This is a genomic window from Microbulbifer zhoushanensis, assembly GCF_021729055.1.
GTDB classification, from domain to species: domain Bacteria; phylum Pseudomonadota; class Gammaproteobacteria; order Pseudomonadales; family Cellvibrionaceae; genus Microbulbifer; species Microbulbifer zhoushanensis.
The window spans coordinates 33463-50726 of the sequence record NZ_JAJSAO010000004.1; the positions used below are offsets into that span (position 1 = coordinate 33463).

At 61.4% G+C, this 17264-nt stretch carries 16 protein-coding genes; 10 read left to right on the forward strand and 6 right to left on the reverse strand.

Annotated elements, in window-relative coordinates:
• Window positions 1–117: 117 nt before the first annotated feature.
• Together LVD10_RS08865 and LVD10_RS08870 are read left to right on the forward strand one after the other, a co-directional pair.
• Window positions 118–1074, forward strand: a complete 957-nt coding sequence (locus LVD10_RS08865; protein WP_232941410.1) for a hypothetical protein — start codon at window positions 118–120, stop codon at window positions 1072–1074.
• Between the two features lie 108 nt (window positions 1075–1182).
• A complete protein-coding gene (locus tag LVD10_RS08870; protein ID WP_237063216.1) occupies window positions 1183–2082 on the forward strand; it encodes a DMT family transporter in 900 nt (299 codons plus the stop codon).
• A gap of 34 nt (window positions 2083–2116) precedes the next feature.
• Here the strand turns inward: LVD10_RS08870 and LVD10_RS08875 are convergent, their stop codons facing one another.
• Window positions 2117–3985, reverse strand: coding sequence for a cation:proton antiporter (locus LVD10_RS08875; protein WP_237063233.1), 1869 nt, complete (start codon window positions 3983–3985; stop codon window positions 2117–2119).
• A gap of 410 nt (window positions 3986–4395) precedes the next feature.
• Here LVD10_RS08875 and LVD10_RS08880 point away from each other — a divergent pair, with 410 nt between their 5' ends.
• The 5 genes from LVD10_RS08880 (at window position 4396) to LVD10_RS08900 (ending at window position 9374) form a co-directional block, all read left to right on the forward strand.
• Window positions 4396–5784, forward strand: coding sequence for a glutamine synthetase family protein (locus LVD10_RS08880; RefSeq protein ID WP_237063235.1), 1389 nt, complete (start codon window positions 4396–4398; stop codon window positions 5782–5784).
• A 207-nt stretch (window positions 5785–5991) separates the two neighbouring features.
• Window positions 5992–6717 carry a hypothetical protein gene (locus tag LVD10_RS08885; protein ID WP_232941406.1) on the forward strand — a complete coding sequence of 242 codons (726 nt, stop codon included), beginning with the start codon at window positions 5992–5994 and terminating at the stop codon, window positions 6715–6717.
• 102 nt (window positions 6718–6819) lie between these two features.
• Window positions 6820–7230: an SRPBCC domain-containing protein gene (locus LVD10_RS08890; RefSeq protein WP_237063237.1), complete on the forward strand. Its 411-nt coding sequence runs from the start codon at window positions 6820–6822 to the stop codon at window positions 7228–7230.
• Window positions 7231–7356: 126 nt separating this feature from the next.
• On the forward strand, window positions 7357–8091 hold the full coding sequence (locus tag LVD10_RS08895) for a CPBP family intramembrane glutamic endopeptidase (RefSeq protein WP_237063240.1): 735 nt from the start codon (window positions 7357–7359) through the stop codon (window positions 8089–8091).
• Window positions 8092–8177: 86 nt separating this feature from the next.
• Entirely contained in the window at window positions 8178–9374 is a 1197-nt protein-coding gene (locus LVD10_RS08900; RefSeq protein ID WP_237063256.1) for a hypothetical protein, read from the forward strand.
• Window positions 9375–9412: 38 nt separating this feature from the next.
• Here the strand turns inward: LVD10_RS08900 and LVD10_RS08905 are convergent, their stop codons facing one another.
• Both LVD10_RS08905 and LVD10_RS08910 read right to left on the reverse strand, forming a co-directional pair.
• Window positions 9413–10156: a type 1 glutamine amidotransferase domain-containing protein gene (locus LVD10_RS08905; protein ID WP_237063259.1), complete on the reverse strand. Its 744-nt coding sequence runs from the start codon at window positions 10154–10156 to the stop codon at window positions 9413–9415.
• 32 nt (window positions 10157–10188) lie between these two features.
• Window positions 10189–10695 (reverse strand): lactoylglutathione lyase family protein, encoded by a 507-nt coding sequence (locus tag LVD10_RS08910; RefSeq protein WP_232941401.1) that lies wholly within the window; start codon window positions 10693–10695, stop codon window positions 10189–10191.
• Between the two features lie 118 nt (window positions 10696–10813).
• Between LVD10_RS08910 and LVD10_RS08915 the strand changes: the two genes are divergently transcribed.
• The 3 genes from LVD10_RS08915 to LVD10_RS08925 all read left to right on the forward strand — a co-directional run bounded on the left by LVD10_RS08915 (window position 10814) and on the right by LVD10_RS08925 (window position 13387).
• Window positions 10814–11722 (forward strand): LysR family transcriptional regulator, encoded by a 909-nt coding sequence (locus tag LVD10_RS08915; protein ID WP_232941400.1) that lies wholly within the window; start codon window positions 10814–10816, stop codon window positions 11720–11722.
• Between the two features lie 168 nt (window positions 11723–11890).
• Window positions 11891–12553 (forward strand): DUF2306 domain-containing protein, encoded by a 663-nt coding sequence (locus tag LVD10_RS08920; protein ID WP_232941399.1) that lies wholly within the window; start codon window positions 11891–11893, stop codon window positions 12551–12553.
• A 321-nt stretch (window positions 12554–12874) separates the two neighbouring features.
• Complete coding sequence (locus LVD10_RS08925; protein ID WP_237063261.1) at window positions 12875–13387, forward strand: NlpC/P60 family protein; 513 nt, start codon at window positions 12875–12877, stop codon at window positions 13385–13387.
• A gap of 56 nt (window positions 13388–13443) precedes the next feature.
• Here LVD10_RS08925 and LVD10_RS08930 read toward each other — a convergent pair whose 3' ends face one another.
• The 3 genes from LVD10_RS08930 to LVD10_RS08940 are packed head-to-tail and all read right to left on the reverse strand — an operon-like array spanning window position 13444 to window position 17158.
• On the reverse strand, window positions 13444–15651 hold the full coding sequence (locus tag LVD10_RS08930) for a xanthine dehydrogenase family protein molybdopterin-binding subunit (protein WP_237063262.1): 2208 nt from the start codon (window positions 15649–15651) through the stop codon (window positions 13444–13446).
• Complete coding sequence (locus LVD10_RS08935) at window positions 15648–16643, reverse strand: FAD binding domain-containing protein (RefSeq protein ID WP_237063264.1); 996 nt, start codon at window positions 16641–16643, stop codon at window positions 15648–15650. The genes LVD10_RS08930 and LVD10_RS08935 overlap by 4 nt, the downstream gene beginning before the upstream one ends.
• A complete protein-coding gene (locus LVD10_RS08940; RefSeq protein ID WP_232941395.1) occupies window positions 16640–17158 on the reverse strand; it encodes a 2Fe-2S iron-sulfur cluster-binding protein in 519 nt (172 codons plus the stop codon). The genes LVD10_RS08935 and LVD10_RS08940 overlap by 4 nt, the downstream gene beginning before the upstream one ends.
• Between the last annotated feature and the right edge of the window lie 106 nt (window positions 17159–17264).

A 17264-nucleotide genomic window follows, 5' to 3' on the forward strand; every position in this document is an offset into this window, starting at 1 on the left:
GCTGGTGGACAATGGGCTCGCACGCAACTATTGCTACTCATGTCCCCCTCGCAACCAACAGGCTGGTTCCCGATGAATCCTGCGCATATCCGCTGGCTGCCCGTCCTCGGTATCCTTATGGCTCCCCTCTGTAATGCCAATCCGGTCTTTTTTGTCGACACGCCTGCTCTACTGCGGCAGGCGGAAGAGGCCGTCTACGCCGAACATCCAGACATAGCCGAGTCCGGGCTGGTAGTGGCCCGGGACGCCATCAGTTTTTCCTGCATGCCGGGAAGGAAGCGCCTCCGCCAGAATGAGGCCGCCAGCCAGTGCCTCGAACACCCCTATGTTGCAGTGCCATGCAAAGCATCGGTTCGCCTGATGGTCCGCTCAAGCGTTACCCAACAGGTCTCCGCGCTCAGGAATGGTCGCTGCCGGTTCGACACCACCTATCGCCCGGTCATTGTGGATTTCTTCCAGGATGGTGCCACGGAGGTCCGCCGCCCTGGTTTCGACTTCGATGCCGGCCGGGTCGGCGACTGTGACATTGATGTCAGCCCCGATGAAATCGGCGCGTTGGCCCAACACCATGAAGCCATCCTGGCCCGGGAGTTCTCTGAACAGGAAATCGCCCGGGGCGATGGCACTATTACGCATCCACATGGCTACTTCGAGGTGGATGTGGAGAGACTATTCCGGGTGGCACAGGAGTCCACAGAGTGGGCTGCGGAGAAAGGCGATTTGCGACTGCGTGAATCCGATCTCAGCTTCTACTGTGACGCGGATATTGCCTGGGCGGCGACAAACCCTGTAACCCTGCTGATTCCGTCACAGCAGCAGAGCACGTCGCTGTGCCATACCGAGGTGATTTTCACCGGAGGTGAGCGTACTGTCGAAAAGCTGGCTGGGGATAAGGGATGCAGTGCCAGGAACTCCGGCGGCGGCTTCTTGGTACGCGTGTTCAGCGACGGCGGCACCGAGGTGAGCCCCGTGGCGGCCGGTGGCTACCGGCAGGGTTCCTGTAACTCTGTTGCCGATGCACCGTCAGTAGAGGAGGCTATTGCCCGGTATAGGGAGCAGGCCGCAATACAGTAGGCCTCCACAACTGGCCCGCCCTGCCCGGCTCATTTACGGGGGCTCGCTGTCAGTGTCACACTCCTGGCCCAGGGTGCCAGGCAACCGAGGAGGGAGCCGCACATCAGCTTGCTGCCAACAAAAAGCCACCCCGCCGGCACGGGTGCAGTGCTGGTGGCCCTGGCAGCCCTGTGCTGGGGCCTATCCGGCGGCGTTGCCGGCGTCCTTATCGACGGCGGCTGGGAACCTTCTGTCGTTTCCTTCAGCCGGGGCGCGATCGGCTTCCTGTTTGTGTTCGCCTGGCTGCTGATGCGGCCCCGCGGCAGTGGCCTGGGCAACGCGCGCCTGTGGTCCTGGTCGGTGCTCGCCGGCCTGGGTGTGGCGGGTAACTTTGCGTTTTATTTTGTCAGCATTGCGCAGGGCAGTGTCGCGGTGGCTGCCACCCTGATGTACAGCGCCCCGGTATTCGTCTACCTCGTCTCATTCGCCTGCAGGCTCGAACGGCCGACCCCACTCAAGCTGGCGGCGATTGTCCTGGCGATGGTCGGTATCATCCTGCTGACACAGGTCTACAAGGCCAGCGCGAGCGGCATCAGCCTGCTGGGTGCGGGGGCCGGCCTGTTGGCGGGGGTTTCCTATGCGGTATTCATCTTCGGCTTCAAGTATGCCGCGCCGCACGGCAGCCCACAGGCTGTCCTGTCCGTGGCATTCGCGGTGGTTGCCGTGCTGCTGATCTGGCCTGCCGGTATCGGTCGGGCCACTACCGTCCTGGATACAGCGGATTTACAGCTGTTCGTCACCCTCGGCGTCTTTGGTGCCGGCCTGTCGTTTGCCCTGTATGTGATTGGCCTGCGTCACGTGGCGCCCACCGTGGCCTCGATTGTGGCTATGGTCGAACCGGTCACCGCGGCGCTGTTCGGTGTCGCGGTCCTGGACGAGAGCCTGGCCGGCCCGCAGGTTTTCGGCATGGTACTGATACTGTCCACGGTGACCGCCCTGAGCCTCGGTTCCAGCTTTAAAAGGTCTTGAGCGGGCATCATCACGAGTCAGCTTTACTGCAACCCTACCCCACCGGAGCATCGCCCCCTGGAATACCAGCCGCGCCTGGTGACTTCTCCCCTGGCTTATCCTCCGACTCCTCCGGGGCGATCAGGCTGACAACCTGCCAGTCAGCCTTGAGGGCAAATTCATGGGAGACCGTATTGATATGCACACGCCCCTGCGGGTCTACCACATAGAGTCGCGTGGCGCGGTTGCCGTAGGTTTCCCCGTAGTCGTCAAGGGTAAAGGACTCCGTCAGCCTGGTGGTCCTGATGGTTGCACCCTTCGCCACCAGGCTGGCAAGGCGGCTGTAGGTTGCGTTCTCCGCAAACAGTTCCAGTTTTTTTGCGTATTCCTCCGATACCCGGTGGCTGGCCCGCCCCTCCTCGGTCCCCTGGCCCAGGCCGAGTACCGAGCCTTTGCCCAGGACATGCTCAAAATGATAGGTCACCAGTGGGTTGAGCTGCTTGTAGGGGGACAGCACCAGGACCTTGCCCACGGGGGAAAGATCCATGGTGGTGCTGGCGTGCTCCGAGATCGGGTTACCGTAGTAGGTGGGGATATTTTCCATACGTGCCTCGCGTATGGCGTCCCAGTTGGTATCCGCGATAATGACCGGAATTTCCTTTTCCAGCAGGTCTTTGGCCAGTAACCGCGCGAACTTGCCGCCGCCGAACAGCAGGTAACCATTCGGATAGGGGGCGCGAACATCGAGTAATTTCGCAATAGGCTTGGAAGTCAGGCTCTGCAGCACGACCGTGACGATAATCACCAGGAACACCATGGGTACCAGCAGCTCGGATTTTGGCAGCCCCAGCGTATCCAGTTTCAGGGCAAACAGGGCGGAAACCGCGGCGGCAACAATGCCCCGGGGCGCGATCCAGCTAAGCATCGCAAGTTCGCACCAGTTCAGGCCTGAGCCGGGGGAGGACAGGAACACCGATAGCGGCCGGGCGATAAACATGATCGCCACCAATACCAGCACCGCGCCCCAGCCCAACTGCACCACTGCGCTCAATTCCACCCGCGCGGCCAGGAGGATAAACAGCGCCGAGATCAGCAGGACGCTGAGGGTTTCCTTGAACTCGAGGATGTCATCAACATCCAGTCCCTTCATGTTGGCCATCCAGATACCCATCACGGTAACCGTAAGCAGGCCGGATTCGTGGGTCATCAGGTCGGAAACGGCGTAGGCACCGAGCATCAGGGTGAGTACAGCGGTATTGCGCAGGTAGTGTGGAATCCAGTTCTTCTTGAGCACGGTGCCAAGCAGGTATCCCATCAAAGAGCCAAGCCCGAAGCCGATCGCCACCACTTTCAGGAAGGTGACCAGGGTATGCTCGATCGCACCCTGCGCGGCGACAACGTACTCATACACCAGTACTGCCAGCAGTGCGCCGATGGGATCAATAACAATACCTTCCCAGCGCAGGATATTGGAGATCCGGGCATTGGGCCGCACGGTACGCAACATGGGTACGATGACGGTGGGCCCGGTAACCGTGACAATGGCGCCAAACAGTGCGGCCAGCTGCATGGGCATGCCGAGCACATAGTAGGCGGCGGGTGTGGCGATCAACCAGGTCACCAGGGCACCCAGCGTACACAGGTTGCGCACCATGACACCGTGCCCGGCGAGGTCGGAAAACTTGAGGGTCAGGGCGCCTTCAAACAGGATAATCGCCACTGCCAGTGCAACGAGCGGAAATAACAGGTCGCCAAAGAGGGCATCGGGATCGAGGACACCGGTGAGCGGCCCAAGTGCGATACCGGCCAGCAGCAGGGGCAGGATCGCGGGCAACTTGAGCATAAACGCAAGGTACTGGCACGCAATCGAGACAATTCCCACCATCACCAGCAGCGCCATTGGGTTCGAGGTGATTAGTTCCATAGTGATGACCAGCCGATCGCGAACGGTATTTGGGTGCGAGAATATAATGGCCCGAAATAGATACCCCGGGATATCGACTGGCCGCTCTCCTCCTGGTTACCGGGGTGCTCGATTACACCGATGAACACAGGGAAATTGGAACAGGCCAGTGGGTAACTATCAGTTCCTGGCGTTTATTTGACCATAGCGCCTTATCCGCCATAACCACACCCCGATTCAGGGAATTAACCTATTGAGAGGTAGCACAACAATCCCTGTGGCGCCTCCCCGGCAGGCCTTCCCATTCAGCCTACCATCCAGCCTCCCCACCTTGACACTCCAGCGCGTATTTCCAGCGTGCCTCCTGACCGCGCCCGTGAACAGCAATTCGGTTACACTGTGCGCACAATTCATTCCGCGCCGGAGTCACCATGAGTCAGTCTGATAGCCCTTCCTGGCTGGACGAATTACCCGCAGCCTTCCAGGCCTATCGCAATGGCCGCAGGCTGGATGAGGTGGAATGCATCATCCCCGACCTGAACGGTATGTCCCGGGGCAAGGCGATGCCCCAGAAGAACTTCTCACCGGACAAGCCGATCTTCCTGCCGATCTCCATTTTTTACCAGACCATTACCGGCCAGGATGTGGAGATGGATATCGCTAACCAGTGGGCCGAGAGCGATATGGTGCTGGTGCCCGACATGTCCACCGCAATGGCGGCCCCCTGGGCGAAGCAGCCCACGCTGCAGATCATCCACGACCTGCAGGACTTCGACGGCAAGCCGATCTTCTGTGCACCGCGCAATGTACTCAAGCACATCATCGGTTTGTATGAACAACACGGCTGGAAACCGGTCATCGCGCCGGAGCTGGAGTTTTACCTGACCAAGCCGAATGTCGATCCCAACGAGCCGATCCAGCCCCCCGTGGGGCGCAGCGGCCGCTCCGGAACAGCACTGCAGTCCTATTCGATGAGTGCCGTGGATGAGTACGGCCCGGTGATCGATAACATCTATGACTTTGCCGAGGCCGCCGGCCTGCATATCGACTCGGTGATCCAGGAGGACGGCGCCGGCCAGGTGGAGTTCAACCTCACCCATGGCGACCCGCTGCTGCTCGCGGACCAGGTATTCTACTTCAAGCGCATCATCAAGGAGGCGGCGCTGAAAAACGGCATGTTCGCCACCTTTATGGCCAAGCCCATGCGCGACCAACCCGGCAGTGCCATGCATGTGCACCAGAGCGTGGTGGACATCGCCAGCGGGCAGAATATCTTCTCCGACGAGGAGGGCAATGCGACGGACCTGTTCCGCTATTTCGTTGGCGGCACCCAGAAGCACCTGATCGAGGTAATGCCGTTTATTGCCCCGAATGTGAATTCCTACCGGCGATTCGAGTCGGAAGCCAATTCCAGCGCGCCCACCAATACCGCCTGGGGTTATGACAATCGTGCCACAGGACTGCGGGTACCCCATTCCGGCGCGCAGGACCGTCGGCTGGAGAACCGCGTGATCGGGGTGGATACCAATCCATACCTTGCCATTGCCGCGAGCCTGGCCTGCGGTTACCTGGGCATGGTGAACCGGGTCGAACCGAGCGCACCGGCCGAGGGTGAACTGGACGACGAGCAGCAGGCCCAGTCGTATATCCCCACCACCTTCGATGAGGCACTGCGCATCTTCGAAGATGCGGAGGATATTCACGAGACACTGGGCAGGAACTTCTGCCAGCTGTATGCGGAAGTCAAAATGGAGGAGCTGCGCCAGTTCCACCGGGAGATCTCGCCGTGGGAACGGGAGCACCTGTTGCTGAACGTCTAGCAGGCGTTTTCGTAAGTCTCACCGGGGCCGGGTTGGGTAAAGCACCCGGTGCCCGGGAGCCGAGTTTGCTTTGAGCATTATTTATATTTCATAGTATCCTGGGATATATCCATGCATATTTACTGGCCCTCCTGGAGGGTCAGCCCCGGCCCATGGGAAAAATAACAACAGAGAATAGAAACAACCAAGAAATGGGAAGAAAATACAATGGAAACCAACAATTACAATAACGAGGGTTTCACACTCTTTCTGGGCATGGCATTCGCCCTGCTATTGATCAATCTCGTTGGCTTCGGTCCCACATTCTTCTTTACCCCACTCACGGAACCCAACCCGAAGCTGGATACCACACGTATCATCCACGGCTTCACCTTCTCCGCCTGGTACCTGCTGTTCTGCGCACAGGCCATTGCGGCAAAAAGCCTCAGCTTTCGGGCACACCGCACCATGGGTTTTATCGGCCTGTTCCTGGCCATCGCCATTGTCATCAATGGCAGTATCATGACGGCGCATTTTGCCAATGAGTTCACTCCCACGGACGAGGTCGGCCCACTGATCCTCCAGGCTTCAGGCGTCTGGGCCAATTTTCACCTGGTCCTGAGTTTTGCGGCCTTCATTGTCCTGGGCATGGCCTTTCGCAAACAGTTGCAACTGCACAAGCGATTTGTCCTGCTCGCCACCATCGCCATGATGACCGCGGCCACCAGCCGTATCGCCGCTTTCGATGGCCAGCCAATCCATGAGGGCGCGTTTACTTTCCTGTGCCTGCTGGTACTCCTGTTGACGCCAATCTGTTATGAACTGGTGCAGTACCGCAAGGTGCATCCGGTTTACCTGTGGGGCTCGGCGGCCTATTTCGTATCCCTGATTCTCTTTGCCGCCGTAATCCCAATGACCGCTTTCGGGCAATCGGCAGTATTCTGGTTTCAATAGGAATTTGGCACCATTGGAATCAGGTGGTAGTCCATATGTTGCCTGACGCGAAAAACCTCGCGCAGGGCGGTCCAGGGTAAATACATTCAAGGTCGAATCAGCATGAAAATAACCGTAGAAACCCAGGTGAATTGCCCGGTTACCCGGGCCTGGAAGGCCTACACAACACCGGCGGACATCACCCAGTGGAATGCCGCCTCCGCCGACTGGCACACGACCCGCGCCACCGTGGACCTGCGCGAGGGCGGCAGCTTCTGCTGGCGCATGGAAGCCAAGGACGGCAGCATCGGGTTCGATTTTGCAGGCACCTATACCCGTCTTGTCGAGAACAGCCTGATCGAATACACATTTGGCGATCGCGAGGCGCAGGTGGAGTTTATCGAGAACGGGGACACCGTCACTGTGCGGGTAACCTTCGACAGCGAGGGCAGCCACTCCATCGAGCAGCAGCGGGAGGGCTGGCAGGCTATCCTGGACAACCTCAAGCGGCATGTGGAGGCGGTAACCGCCTGACACCAGCCATGTTGCGTCCACCTATCCCGACGCGGCCGGCAGCACCCTGCAGGACCGGCCCTGCATGCGGTAATCCCGATACCGGTGCCCGCGAACACCGCGCACCCCAGCCCGAGAGACCATGGAATGGCACAAGCCCGGCTGCTGCAACGACCCACCTCTCCCTGGCGATTTCCCGGTGGCCTGTTGGTCCTGGGCAGCTTCGCCCTGCTCTATACCGCCGCCAGTGCCGCCCATATGCTGCTGGTCAAACACACCATCGGCTTCAACGCCTACCTGGGCGACGGGCCCGGCCTGCCCCAGCACCTCCTGCTGACCATGCAGCTCACCAAGGCCGCCCTGCTGCTGGGGGTACTCTGGCTGGCGTTGCGCACCAGGGGCCTGGGCTGGGCCACCCTCGGCTTCCGCCCCACCACCCGGGGCTGGATACTCCTCGCGGTACTGGTCGCCATTGCCGGGCTACTGTTGCGGCTGGGCCTGGCCCGCTGGATGGCGGTGGCGGTGCCGGACTGGGCAGTGTTTATGGCCAACCCCTATGGCACCCCGGATGGCGGCCTGGTGGTTGGCATTGCGCTGGGCCTCTGCACGGTGGTGCTGACCCCGGTAGCCGAGGAGGCATTCTTCCGCGGCTTCCTGTTTACCTGGATGACAGGGCACCGGCCGGTATGGCTGGCGATGCTGGTCAGCTCACTGATCTTCGGGGCCATGCATATCATCCCACCCCAGGCCATCAGCGCCGCGCTGATGGCACTGGCCCTGTGCGCGCTCTACTGGTTCAGCGGCTCCCTGTGGCCGCCCATCGTGGCGCATATGGTGGGTAACGGGTTGGCCTACGCTGCCATGGTAGCAGGCAGCCAATGAGTCTGTGGCCGGGATCAGCGTGCCCGGGTAAGGTGATGGTCGTCATTCGGAAACCAGAAAAACACTCGAAGGGGGCCTCGACGGCCATGCCCGTTCCACTTCTGTTGCTACTCGCACTCCTGGCCTTCGCGCCCCTGGCTTATTCCGCAGGCTACATGGCGGGCTTTGCCGAATCAGAAATCACACCGCAGGTAGGCGATACCCTGGGGTTGGTCGGCGGCGGGACCGGGAAGGTCCAGTCCATTGGCGATCCCCTCTATATCCAGGCTGCCGTGCTGTCGGATGGCAGCCACAGGGTCGCACTGGTTTCGGCGGACCTGCTGGCGCTGGGAGAACCGGATTTCCGTGTGCTGAAACAGCAACTGCAGGAGCGGGGATTCGACCATGTGATGATCGCCGCCACCCACACCCACGGCGGCTACCTGGTGGATGAGTCGATGGCCCGGGTGCGCGACAGCATCCTCACCAGCGTTGCACAAGCGGAAGAACAAATGCAGCCGGTTACCATCGGTGCCACCCGGGTTCAGGTCGATGAAGCCTACAACCGCAGGATTATCCGGGAAGACGGGGTGGAAATGTTATGGACCAACCCAGGCAGGATTCCCAATCGCCCGGTCGATGACACGCTGGGGATTGTCCACCTGCGTGACGGGGACGGGCACCCCTTCCTGACAATTTTCAACTATAGCGCCCACCCGGTGGTGACCATGGACCTGCAGCGCGCACTGGTGTCCGCGGACTATCCGGGTTACCTGCGCAGCGCCTTCAAGCGGGAATTTGGTGGCCACTCCATGTTTTTCCTGGGTGCCGCGGGCGATGTAAACCCCTACCACGCGGATACCAAACCCTTTTCCGCAGCCGGGGCGCAGGCCCGGCGGCTGGGCGAGGTCCTGTCGGGCAACGCTGTGCGGGCACTGCGGAACCTGCAGCAGTTCAAGGGCCGGGGCCATTTCCGGTTTGACACCATCCGCATGCGGGACCCCGAGGCCGAACTGGGATTGCTAATGCTCACGCCGGATATTTCGCTGGTGAGTTTCCCCGGTGAATACTTCGACGCACTCGGCAGGCAGTTGAAGAGCGGCAGCCCGGTGGAAACCACACTCTTCGTTGGTATGAGTAACGGTGACTTGCGCTATGTGCCTACCGCTGCCGATGCGGCACTGGGTGGTTACGGTGCAGAGGAACCGTCGTCTGTGGTCGACGCCAGTACCGGTGAAACACATGTCCGCAAGGCGCTCGAGAGACTGGAGGAACTGTCGAAAGGGAGCCCGGACGGGGACTAGTATCGCCGGAAGGGGCCTCCGTGCCCCTATCAACCCGATTACTTCAGCAGCTTCACCACTGCCTTGCCAAGATCGGCGGCGGATTGCGGGTTCTGGCCAGTCACCAGCCGCTCGTCGACAACCACATGGCTGCTAAACGGCTGTTCCTCGCTGAAGGTCGCGCCCTGCTCTTTCAGCTTGTCTTCCAGCAGGAAGGGCACCACTTCTGTCAGTTCGACGGCCGCTTCTTCCTCGTTGGTAAAGCCGGTCACTTTCTTGCCGGCCACCAGGCTGCTGCCATCCGGCAGTTCCAGGTCCACCAGTGCCGCCGGGCCATGGCAGACTGCGGCCACCACGCCGTCATTGGCGTAAATGGAACCGGCTACCCGGCTTATGTCATCGTTGCCCGGGAAATCCCACACCGTGCCGTGGCCACCCACAAAGACGATAGCGTCGTAACCCGCGGGGTCCACCGAGGACAGCTTGCGGGTATTGGCCACCAGCTTCTGGGCCTCGTCGTCTTTATGGAAACGCTGGTTGACCGCATCGCTCTCCTCCAGGCTGCGCGCATCGATCGGTGCCTCGCCACCTTCAATACTCGCCACGTCCACCTGCAGCCCCGCGTCGCGGAATACGTAATAGGGGTGGGTAAACTCCCCCAGCCAGTAACCGGTTTTCTCGCCGGTGTCGCCCATGGCGCTGTGGCTTGTCAGTACCATCAGTACCCGCGACTGTTCTGCCTGGGCGGTGACGGACAGGAACAGGGCTGCGCATAACAGCGCAAATGTCTTGATCAGTTTCATATACAGCGTCCTCTCTTTATTGCTCAGGTGGATTACTGGTACGCGCCACTGCCGTAGGTCAGTTCATAGCTGTGGCTGTAGATTTCCAGGATATTGCCGAAGGGATCTTCCATATAGATCATGCGGTAGGGCTTTTCCCCCGGGTAGTAATAGCGCGGCTCCTTCATACGGCGCCTGCCACCGGCCGCCTCGATCTTCTCTGCCAGCTCTTCCAGGTTCGGGTCCTGTACGCAGAAGTGGAAGATGCCGGTCTTCCAGTACTCGAAATTGTCCTCCGGGTTCTCCTGGCCGCGGAACTGGAACAGCTCAACGCCGATACGGTCACCAGTGGACAGGTGGGCAATCCGGAATTCGCCCCAGCCCGGGCCGAATACATCGGTGCACATCACGCCAACTGCGCTGTCATCCTCAGTAATCGTGGTGGGCGGCATGATCAGGTACCAGCCCAGCACTTCCGTGTAGAAGCGCACTGCCGCCTCGAGATCGGGGACCGAAATACCAATATGGGAGAAATTCCTGGGATAGGGTGTCTTGCTCACTGCAACTCCTGGGACGGTTACTCAAAGTAGCGCCATGGTAACCGGGATGAGGATGCGCAAAAAATTATGATTTATAATCTCTCACATAACACCAGGTTATACTTTTGGGGACACCGAATTGCTCAACTACCACTGGCTCAGGACCTTCAGCACCCTGGTGGCCACCGGCCAGTTCACCCGCACTGCCGAACAACTACATATGACCCAGCCCGGGGTCAGCCAGCACATCCGCAAGCTGGAAAACCAGCTGGGCCAGAAGCTGCTGGAGCGCAGCGGCAGGAAGTTCGAGCTCACCGAGGCCGGCCGCACCCTGGCGGAATTTGCCGAGCGGGCCGCACGCCAGGAACGGGACCTGCTGGAACATATCGGGCGCGATGATCCCTACAGCGGCCAGTGCCGCATTGCCTGTTCCGGCAGCCTGGCACTATTGCTGTATCCCCGCTTCCTGGAGTACCAGCGCCAGCACCCGGGCCTGCAGGTGCTGCTGGAGGCGACACCCAACCGCCGTATCCGCGAATTGATACGCGCCGACCAGATGGATATCGGTATCACCACCATTGCCGACAAGCACTCGGAGCTGAGCCAGGACCCGATCGGCACCCAGCAGCTGTGCCTGACCCTGCCCGCCAGCGCCAGGCTCGACGCACCGGCCCGCCCCCGGCTGGGGGAACTGCAGGCGCTGGGATTTGTGGAGCATCCGGACGGCATCCAGTATGCGCAGAAAGTCCTGGCCGCCGCGTACGGGGAAGAATTCGAGGGGCTGCAAAGTATTCCGCGCAGTGGCTCGATCAACCAGATCAACCAGATCCTGGTGGCCGTTGCGGCGGGCACCGGCTTTACGGTGCTTCCGGAATCCGCCGTGCGCAGCTTTCCCGAGCGCGAGAAAATCGTCACCGCACGGCTGGCACACGATACCTATGAAGAACTGTTCCTGGTAAAACGCAGGCGCTATACCCTGCCCTCCCGCTACCGGTGGTTTATCGATTGTATCCAGCAGGAACTCGGGGCGCGCAACTTGAGAAAATAACCCGGGCGCATGACCAACCGCAGCCATACCGAGTGATTTTCACGCCATTTAATCGCCACAACTTACTTTACTGACTGTCTCGCAAAGTTTGTGCAAGGGTGCAATTGACCGTCCAGCCCCCGGATCGCTAATTTAAGTGCTCAAATAAAATCTAGTAGAGAGCACAAGATGATCTGGGAACCATTCGATCCCTTCAGCTATTTCATCCACGTGGTGCTTGGTTCTATCGCTTTTACCGCCGGGATAGTGGCGCTTTCCACCAAAAAGGGGACACCCGTTCATGTCACATCGGGAAAGGTTTTTTCTTACCTGATGATCCTGGTGGCAATATCAACCGCCATTTTCATGGCCTATAAATTCCTGCCCCTGGCACTGGTGATGACCGTTGCGGTGCTGTACTGCATCCCCAGTGCCATCAATTCAATCAATAACGATGGCAGGTTTGCCTTTCTCTGGGACCGGCTACTGGTCATCATTCCCCTGCTCCTGTTCCTGTTCACCTCGATTCAATTTGTCCGGTTCCTGTCGATCGATGGGGCACCCAAGGCTGGCCCCATCCTGCTGGCAACCACCTTTGGTTTTATCCTGTTCCAGGACCTGGCCCTGTGGAAAAACCGGGATCGGGAAAGGCCCTTCTGGATTCGCCGGCATATGGTGCGCATGATCCTGGCATTTACCTTTACCGCAATGGCTGTGGTGAGGCTGGGCATCAATATTGGCCTGAACCTCGAACAGACAGTTGTCTTCCCACTGCTGGCTGCCTGGACCTGCATCGGCTACTGCTACTGGAAATATGCACCGGGAAAACTGGAAGCCGTCCAGGCGGGGTAATCCGTCATGGGTACCGGGTTAAATAAGCAGCCCGGCGCTGGCCCCGGGTATTCGGGCCCGGCTGGGCATGGCCCGGTCTGGCGGGAAGCCGATTAGAGCGGCCTGAAAACGGTTAAAAAACAACCAGAAGGTAAGTGGGGAACATTCTGGCGCTCAGGCTTTCATAAGGTAAATCCAATAAGTAGTACTCTGATACCATGTACACGTACCCCGCCTGTCCGGGGCTGTCGCCGCGCACCACCGCCCTGATACTGCCCACCGGCACTATCCGGATGCTGGCGACCGGCGGGCACAATAATCCGGAATAACCGCGAGCGCCCCATGAGCAAGAAGCTGCTGCTGATATCCGTCCTGTTCCTGGCCATCGTCAATACAGGCTGTAGCCTCTCCCCTTACCGTCACTCCCCGGACCAGCCGGCAGTGTCCAGCGCGCGACAGCAGCCCGCGGGGCAGACCGGAAATGTGAAGGACAAGATTTATTCCCAGCACCGGGAGTGGAAAGGCACCCGCTATGCCCTGGGCGGTATGAGCAAGAGGGGCATCGACTGTTCCGGGCTGGTTTATACCACCTTCCGGGACCAACTCGGCCTGCAGCTGCCACGGACCACCAGTACCCAGGCCCGGATTGGGGTACCTATCCGGCGCAGTGACCTGCGCGCCGGGGACCTGGTGTTCTTCAAGACCGGCCGCAAGAGCCGGCATGTGGGCATCTATATCGAGGATGGCAAGTTCTTCCACGCCTCGACTTCCCACGGCGTGAAGATTTCCAGGCTGAGCGATTACTACTGGCGGGACCGCTACTGGCATGCGCGGCGGCTGGACCTGAACAGCTAGGGCCCCGCCTGCCCGGCACTGGCCCCCTCCCTCTTACCGCCCCGGCCCCGGCCAACTCAGGGCAGCTGCTCCAGCAGCTTGTCCAGGGTGATGGGGAAATCCCGCACGCGCACGCCGGTGGCATGGTAGACGGCATTGGCCACCGCCGCGCCGGCACCGCTGATACTGAGTTCACCGATACCCTTGGAGCCCAGTGGGTTGGAGCGCATGTCCGGCTGTTCGCGGAAGTGGATCTCCACTTCGGGGATGTCACGGTTGACCGCCAGGTGGTATTCCGCGAAATCCCGGTTCATAAAGGCACCGTAGCGCTCATCCAGCATCAATTCCTCCAGCAGGGCGTAAGAAACTCCCCACACCATGCCGCCCAGCAACTGCGACCGGGCCGTCTTGCGGTTCAGGATGCGCCCGGCGGAAAACACCCCCAGCAGACGCTGGACCCGCACCTCGCCGGTGTCCCGGTCGACATGCACCTCGGCAAACTGGGCACCGTAGGAATGCTGGGAGTACTTGCCGCGGTCCTCGCCGGGCGCCACCTTGCCGTCGGCCTCCAGGTAATCGGGCCCGCCCTGGCGGACCAGTTCGGTGAGAGATACTTGCTTGCTACCAAGTACCAGCTTGCCGCCCTCGAAGAGGGCGCCGTCGAAATCCGCATCCTTAAGGGATTCCTGCTTGCGCGCAATCTCCACCAGTTTTTCCCGCAAGCGCAGGCAGGCGTCGCGCAGGGCCGATCCCGAGCTGCCCGCGCCAAAGGAGCCCCCGGAGCCACAGCTGGCCGGATAGGCGCTGTCCCCCAGTTCGATCTCGATCCTCTCTGCCGGCAGGCCCAGCAGGTCGGCAGCGACCTGGGTGAGGATGGTGTAGGTGCCGGTGCCGATATCGGTCATGTTGGCCCAGGCGGTGAGGGTGCCGTCGGCGGACAGGCGGATCCTGGTTTTCGACTTCACCAGGATATTCATGCGGATGGTGCTGGCCACCCCATAGCCCACCAGCTGGCGACCGCGGACTTCACCCTGTGGCTGGCGTTTGCCCCAGCCAAATCTGGCCGCCCCCTCCCGCAGGCACTCCGCCAGGTCGTGGCTGGAGAAGGGCTTGCCGCTGCCGGGATCTTTCTCCGGCATATTGGCCAGGCGAAACTCCACCGGGTCCTGGCCACAGCGATAGGCCATCTCGTCGATCGCCGATTCGAAAGCCAGGGAACCGATGGCGTGCCCCGGCGCCCGGCAGGAATCGATCAGTGACATATCGACAGTCTTCACCCGGTGCCGGCTCACCAGCGCATCGGTGCGGTAGGTGGTGCGGGCCGGCGCGCCACTGGGCTCGGCAAAGGCGTAACCCCTGGCGGTAGGCATAAAGCTCTCATGGCTGATGGCCTGCAGTCTGCCGTCGCGGCTCGCCCCCAGGCGAATGCGCTGCACTGAGTTACCGCGGTGCGGCGCATTGTGGAAGACGTGACGCCGGTGCTGGACCACTTTCACCGGTCGCTCCAGGTACATTGCGCCCAGGCAGGCCAGGATGGCCTCATTGTGCAGGCCCAGCTTGGAACCGAAACCGCCGCCGATATAGGGGCTGAGCACGCGGATCCTGTCCGGGTTGAGTTTCAGGGTATTGGCCAGCACCTGCACTGCGGGGCCGATCAGCTGCACCGAGGTATACACCCAGAGCTCATTGCCGTCATACACCGCCATGGTGGCATGGGGCTCCATGGCGGCGGCGGCCTGGTTCGGGGTGCTGTAGGTGACATCCAGGGTGACCTCGGCGCTACTGTAGGCCTGTTCGAAATCACCGCGGGTGATATCCGCCTCCAGGCCTCCGTCGAGTTCGTCGGGTTTCTCGTCCGCCTCCTCCCCGGCGGCGGTCACCGCGTCTGCGGGCTCACAGGTGACTTCCACCAGCCCGGCGGCGTGACGGGCATTCGCCAGTGTGTCGGCGATGACGAGCGCCACGGGGAAACCGTGATAGCGGATATGATCGCTGCCCAGCATGGCGCGGGACTGGGTGAAACGCCCCTCATCATCCGGCTCACCGAAGGGAACCTGGGATGGGCTGTTCCTGTGAGTGAGGACTGCCACCACGCCCGCACTGGCTTCCGCCGCGCTGGTCTCCAGGGCCTTGATACGCCCCGCCGGGATGGTCGCCTCCACGATCCAGCCGACCAGAGGCTGGTGATCGAGCGGGTGCTCTGCCGCATAGGTGGCCGCGCCACTTACCTTGAGGGGACCGTCGACCCGGTCCAATGGCTGGCCGATGGCTGCGGGATTCATCATGCCCTGGCCTCCCCTGTCTTACCCGCGGCGTCCCGCAGGACAGCCACCAGTGTGCGCCGCGCCAGTGGAATCTTGAAGTCGTTGCCGCCGTAGCCTTTCGCATCCGCGAGTTCGGCATCGGCAGCCTTGAGGAACGCCTCCTCCGTGGCCGGCCGTCCCTGTAGCGCTGCCTCGGCCTTGCGCGCGCGCCAGGGCTTGTGGGCCACGCCGCCGAAAGCGATACGCACGCTGGATACCGTGCCGTCCTTCAGCGCCAGAATCACGCCTACCGACACGAGGGCGAAGGCATAGGAACTGCGATCGCGCACCTTGCGGTAGACCTGCCGGCCCGGGGGTGGCGCCGGCAGGTGTACCCCAGTGATCAGCTCACCGGGCGCCAGCACGGTGTCACGCTGCGGCTCGTCACCGGGCAACCGGTGCAGCTCTTCCACCGGCAGCTCCCGCTCGCTGCCGTCGGGCGCGCGCAGCCTGACCCCGGCATCCAGCGCGACCATCGCCACCGCCATATCCGACGGGTGGGTGGCGATACACTGCTCGCTGGCGCCGAGGATGGCGTGGATGCGGTTGTGGCCGGAAAAGGCACCGCAACCCTCACCGGGATTGCGTTTGTTGCAGGGGCGGGCGGTGTCGTAAAAGTAATAGCAGCGGGTACGCTGCAGCAGGTTGCCGCCGGTGGTGGCGCGATTGCGCAACTGGGCGGTGGCGCCGGCCAGCAACGCGGCGGAGAGCAGGGGCCAGCGTTGCCGCACGCGGGCATCGCTGGCGAGCGCCGTGTTGGTTACCAGTGTACCCACCTGCAGGCTGCCGTCCTCGCCGTCCTCAATCCGCGCCAGGTCGAGCCGCGAGATATCCAGCAACTGCTCCGGGGTCTCTATCTCATGCTTCATCAGGTCGACCAGGTTGGTGCCCCCGGCCAGGAAGCTGGCGCGATCACTGGCCTGCGCCCCGATCTCTTCCACCGCGCCGATACGCTGGTAATCGAAAGGTCTCATTGGCCCGCCTCCCCGCGCTGCCCCAGTTCCCCGGCACTGTCGAGGATGGCATCGACGATGTTGGCGTAGGCGCCGCAGCGACAGAGATTGCCACTCATGCGCTCGCGGACCTCCGCCGGGCAAAGGCGGACTTCCCCATCGCCGGTAACGTCGCTGGGTTCGCCATTGGCGACTTCCTCCAGCATGGCGTAGGCAGAACAGACCTGGCCCGGCGTGCAGTAACCACACTGGAAACCATCGTGGCGGATAAAGGCCTGCTGCAATGGATGCAGCTGCTCCCCCTGCCCCAACCCCTCGATCGTGGTCACCTCGCAGCCCTCACACTGCACTGCCAGGACCAGGCAGGCATTCACCCGTCGCCCGTCCAGTAACACCGTACAGGCGCCGCACTGGCCGTGGTCGCAGCCTTTCTTGGTACCGGTCAGCCCGGGCTGCTCCCGCAGGGTATCCAGCAGTGTGGTGCGGGGATCCGCATTGAGTGTCACGTCCTGTCCGTTTACCGAAACTGCTGCCATTGCGGTCCCCTCCCTGGGCTGTGGGCTTCAGCTTATGGTAGTGCAAGGGGAAGGGGCCGATAGTCCCGGCCGACACAAACAAGCATTGCTTTCAGCCGCTGCCGGG

Excerpts from the sequence above, each read along its gene's own strand:
- LVD10_RS08875 (WP_237063233.1), bottom strand. The coding sequence starts at position 3,985 with ATGGAACTAATCACCTCGAACCCAATGGCGCTGCTGGTGATGGTGGGA.
- LVD10_RS08940 (WP_232941395.1), bottom strand. The coding sequence starts at position 17,158 with ATGGCAGCAGTTTCGGTAAACGGACAGGACGTGACACTCAATGCGGAT.
- LVD10_RS08930 (WP_237063262.1), bottom strand. The coding sequence starts at position 15,651 with ATGATGAATCCCGCAGCCATCGGCCAGCCATTGGACCGGGTCGACGGT.
- LVD10_RS08880 (WP_237063235.1), top strand. The coding sequence starts at position 4,396 with ATGAGTCAGTCTGATAGCCCTTCCTGGCTGGACGAATTACCCGCAGCC.
- LVD10_RS08895 (WP_237063240.1), top strand. The coding sequence starts at position 7,357 with ATGGCACAAGCCCGGCTGCTGCAACGACCCACCTCTCCCTGGCGATTT.
- LVD10_RS08920 (WP_232941399.1), top strand. The coding sequence starts at position 11,891 with ATGATCTGGGAACCATTCGATCCCTTCAGCTATTTCATCCACGTGGTG.
- LVD10_RS08925 (WP_237063261.1), top strand. The coding sequence starts at position 12,875 with ATGAGCAAGAAGCTGCTGCTGATATCCGTCCTGTTCCTGGCCATCGTC.
- LVD10_RS08935 (WP_237063264.1), bottom strand. The coding sequence starts at position 16,643 with ATGAGACCTTTCGATTACCAGCGTATCGGCGCGGTGGAAGAGATCGGG.
- LVD10_RS08865 (WP_232941410.1), top strand. The coding sequence starts at position 118 with ATGGCTCCCCTCTGTAATGCCAATCCGGTCTTTTTTGTCGACACGCCT.
- LVD10_RS08900 (WP_237063256.1), top strand. The coding sequence starts at position 8,178 with ATGCCCGTTCCACTTCTGTTGCTACTCGCACTCCTGGCCTTCGCGCCC.
- LVD10_RS08890 (WP_237063237.1), top strand. The coding sequence starts at position 6,820 with ATGAAAATAACCGTAGAAACCCAGGTGAATTGCCCGGTTACCCGGGCC.
- LVD10_RS08905 (WP_237063259.1), bottom strand. The coding sequence starts at position 10,156 with ATGAAACTGATCAAGACATTTGCGCTGTTATGCGCAGCCCTGTTCCTG.
- LVD10_RS08885 (WP_232941406.1), top strand. The coding sequence starts at position 5,992 with ATGGAAACCAACAATTACAATAACGAGGGTTTCACACTCTTTCTGGGC.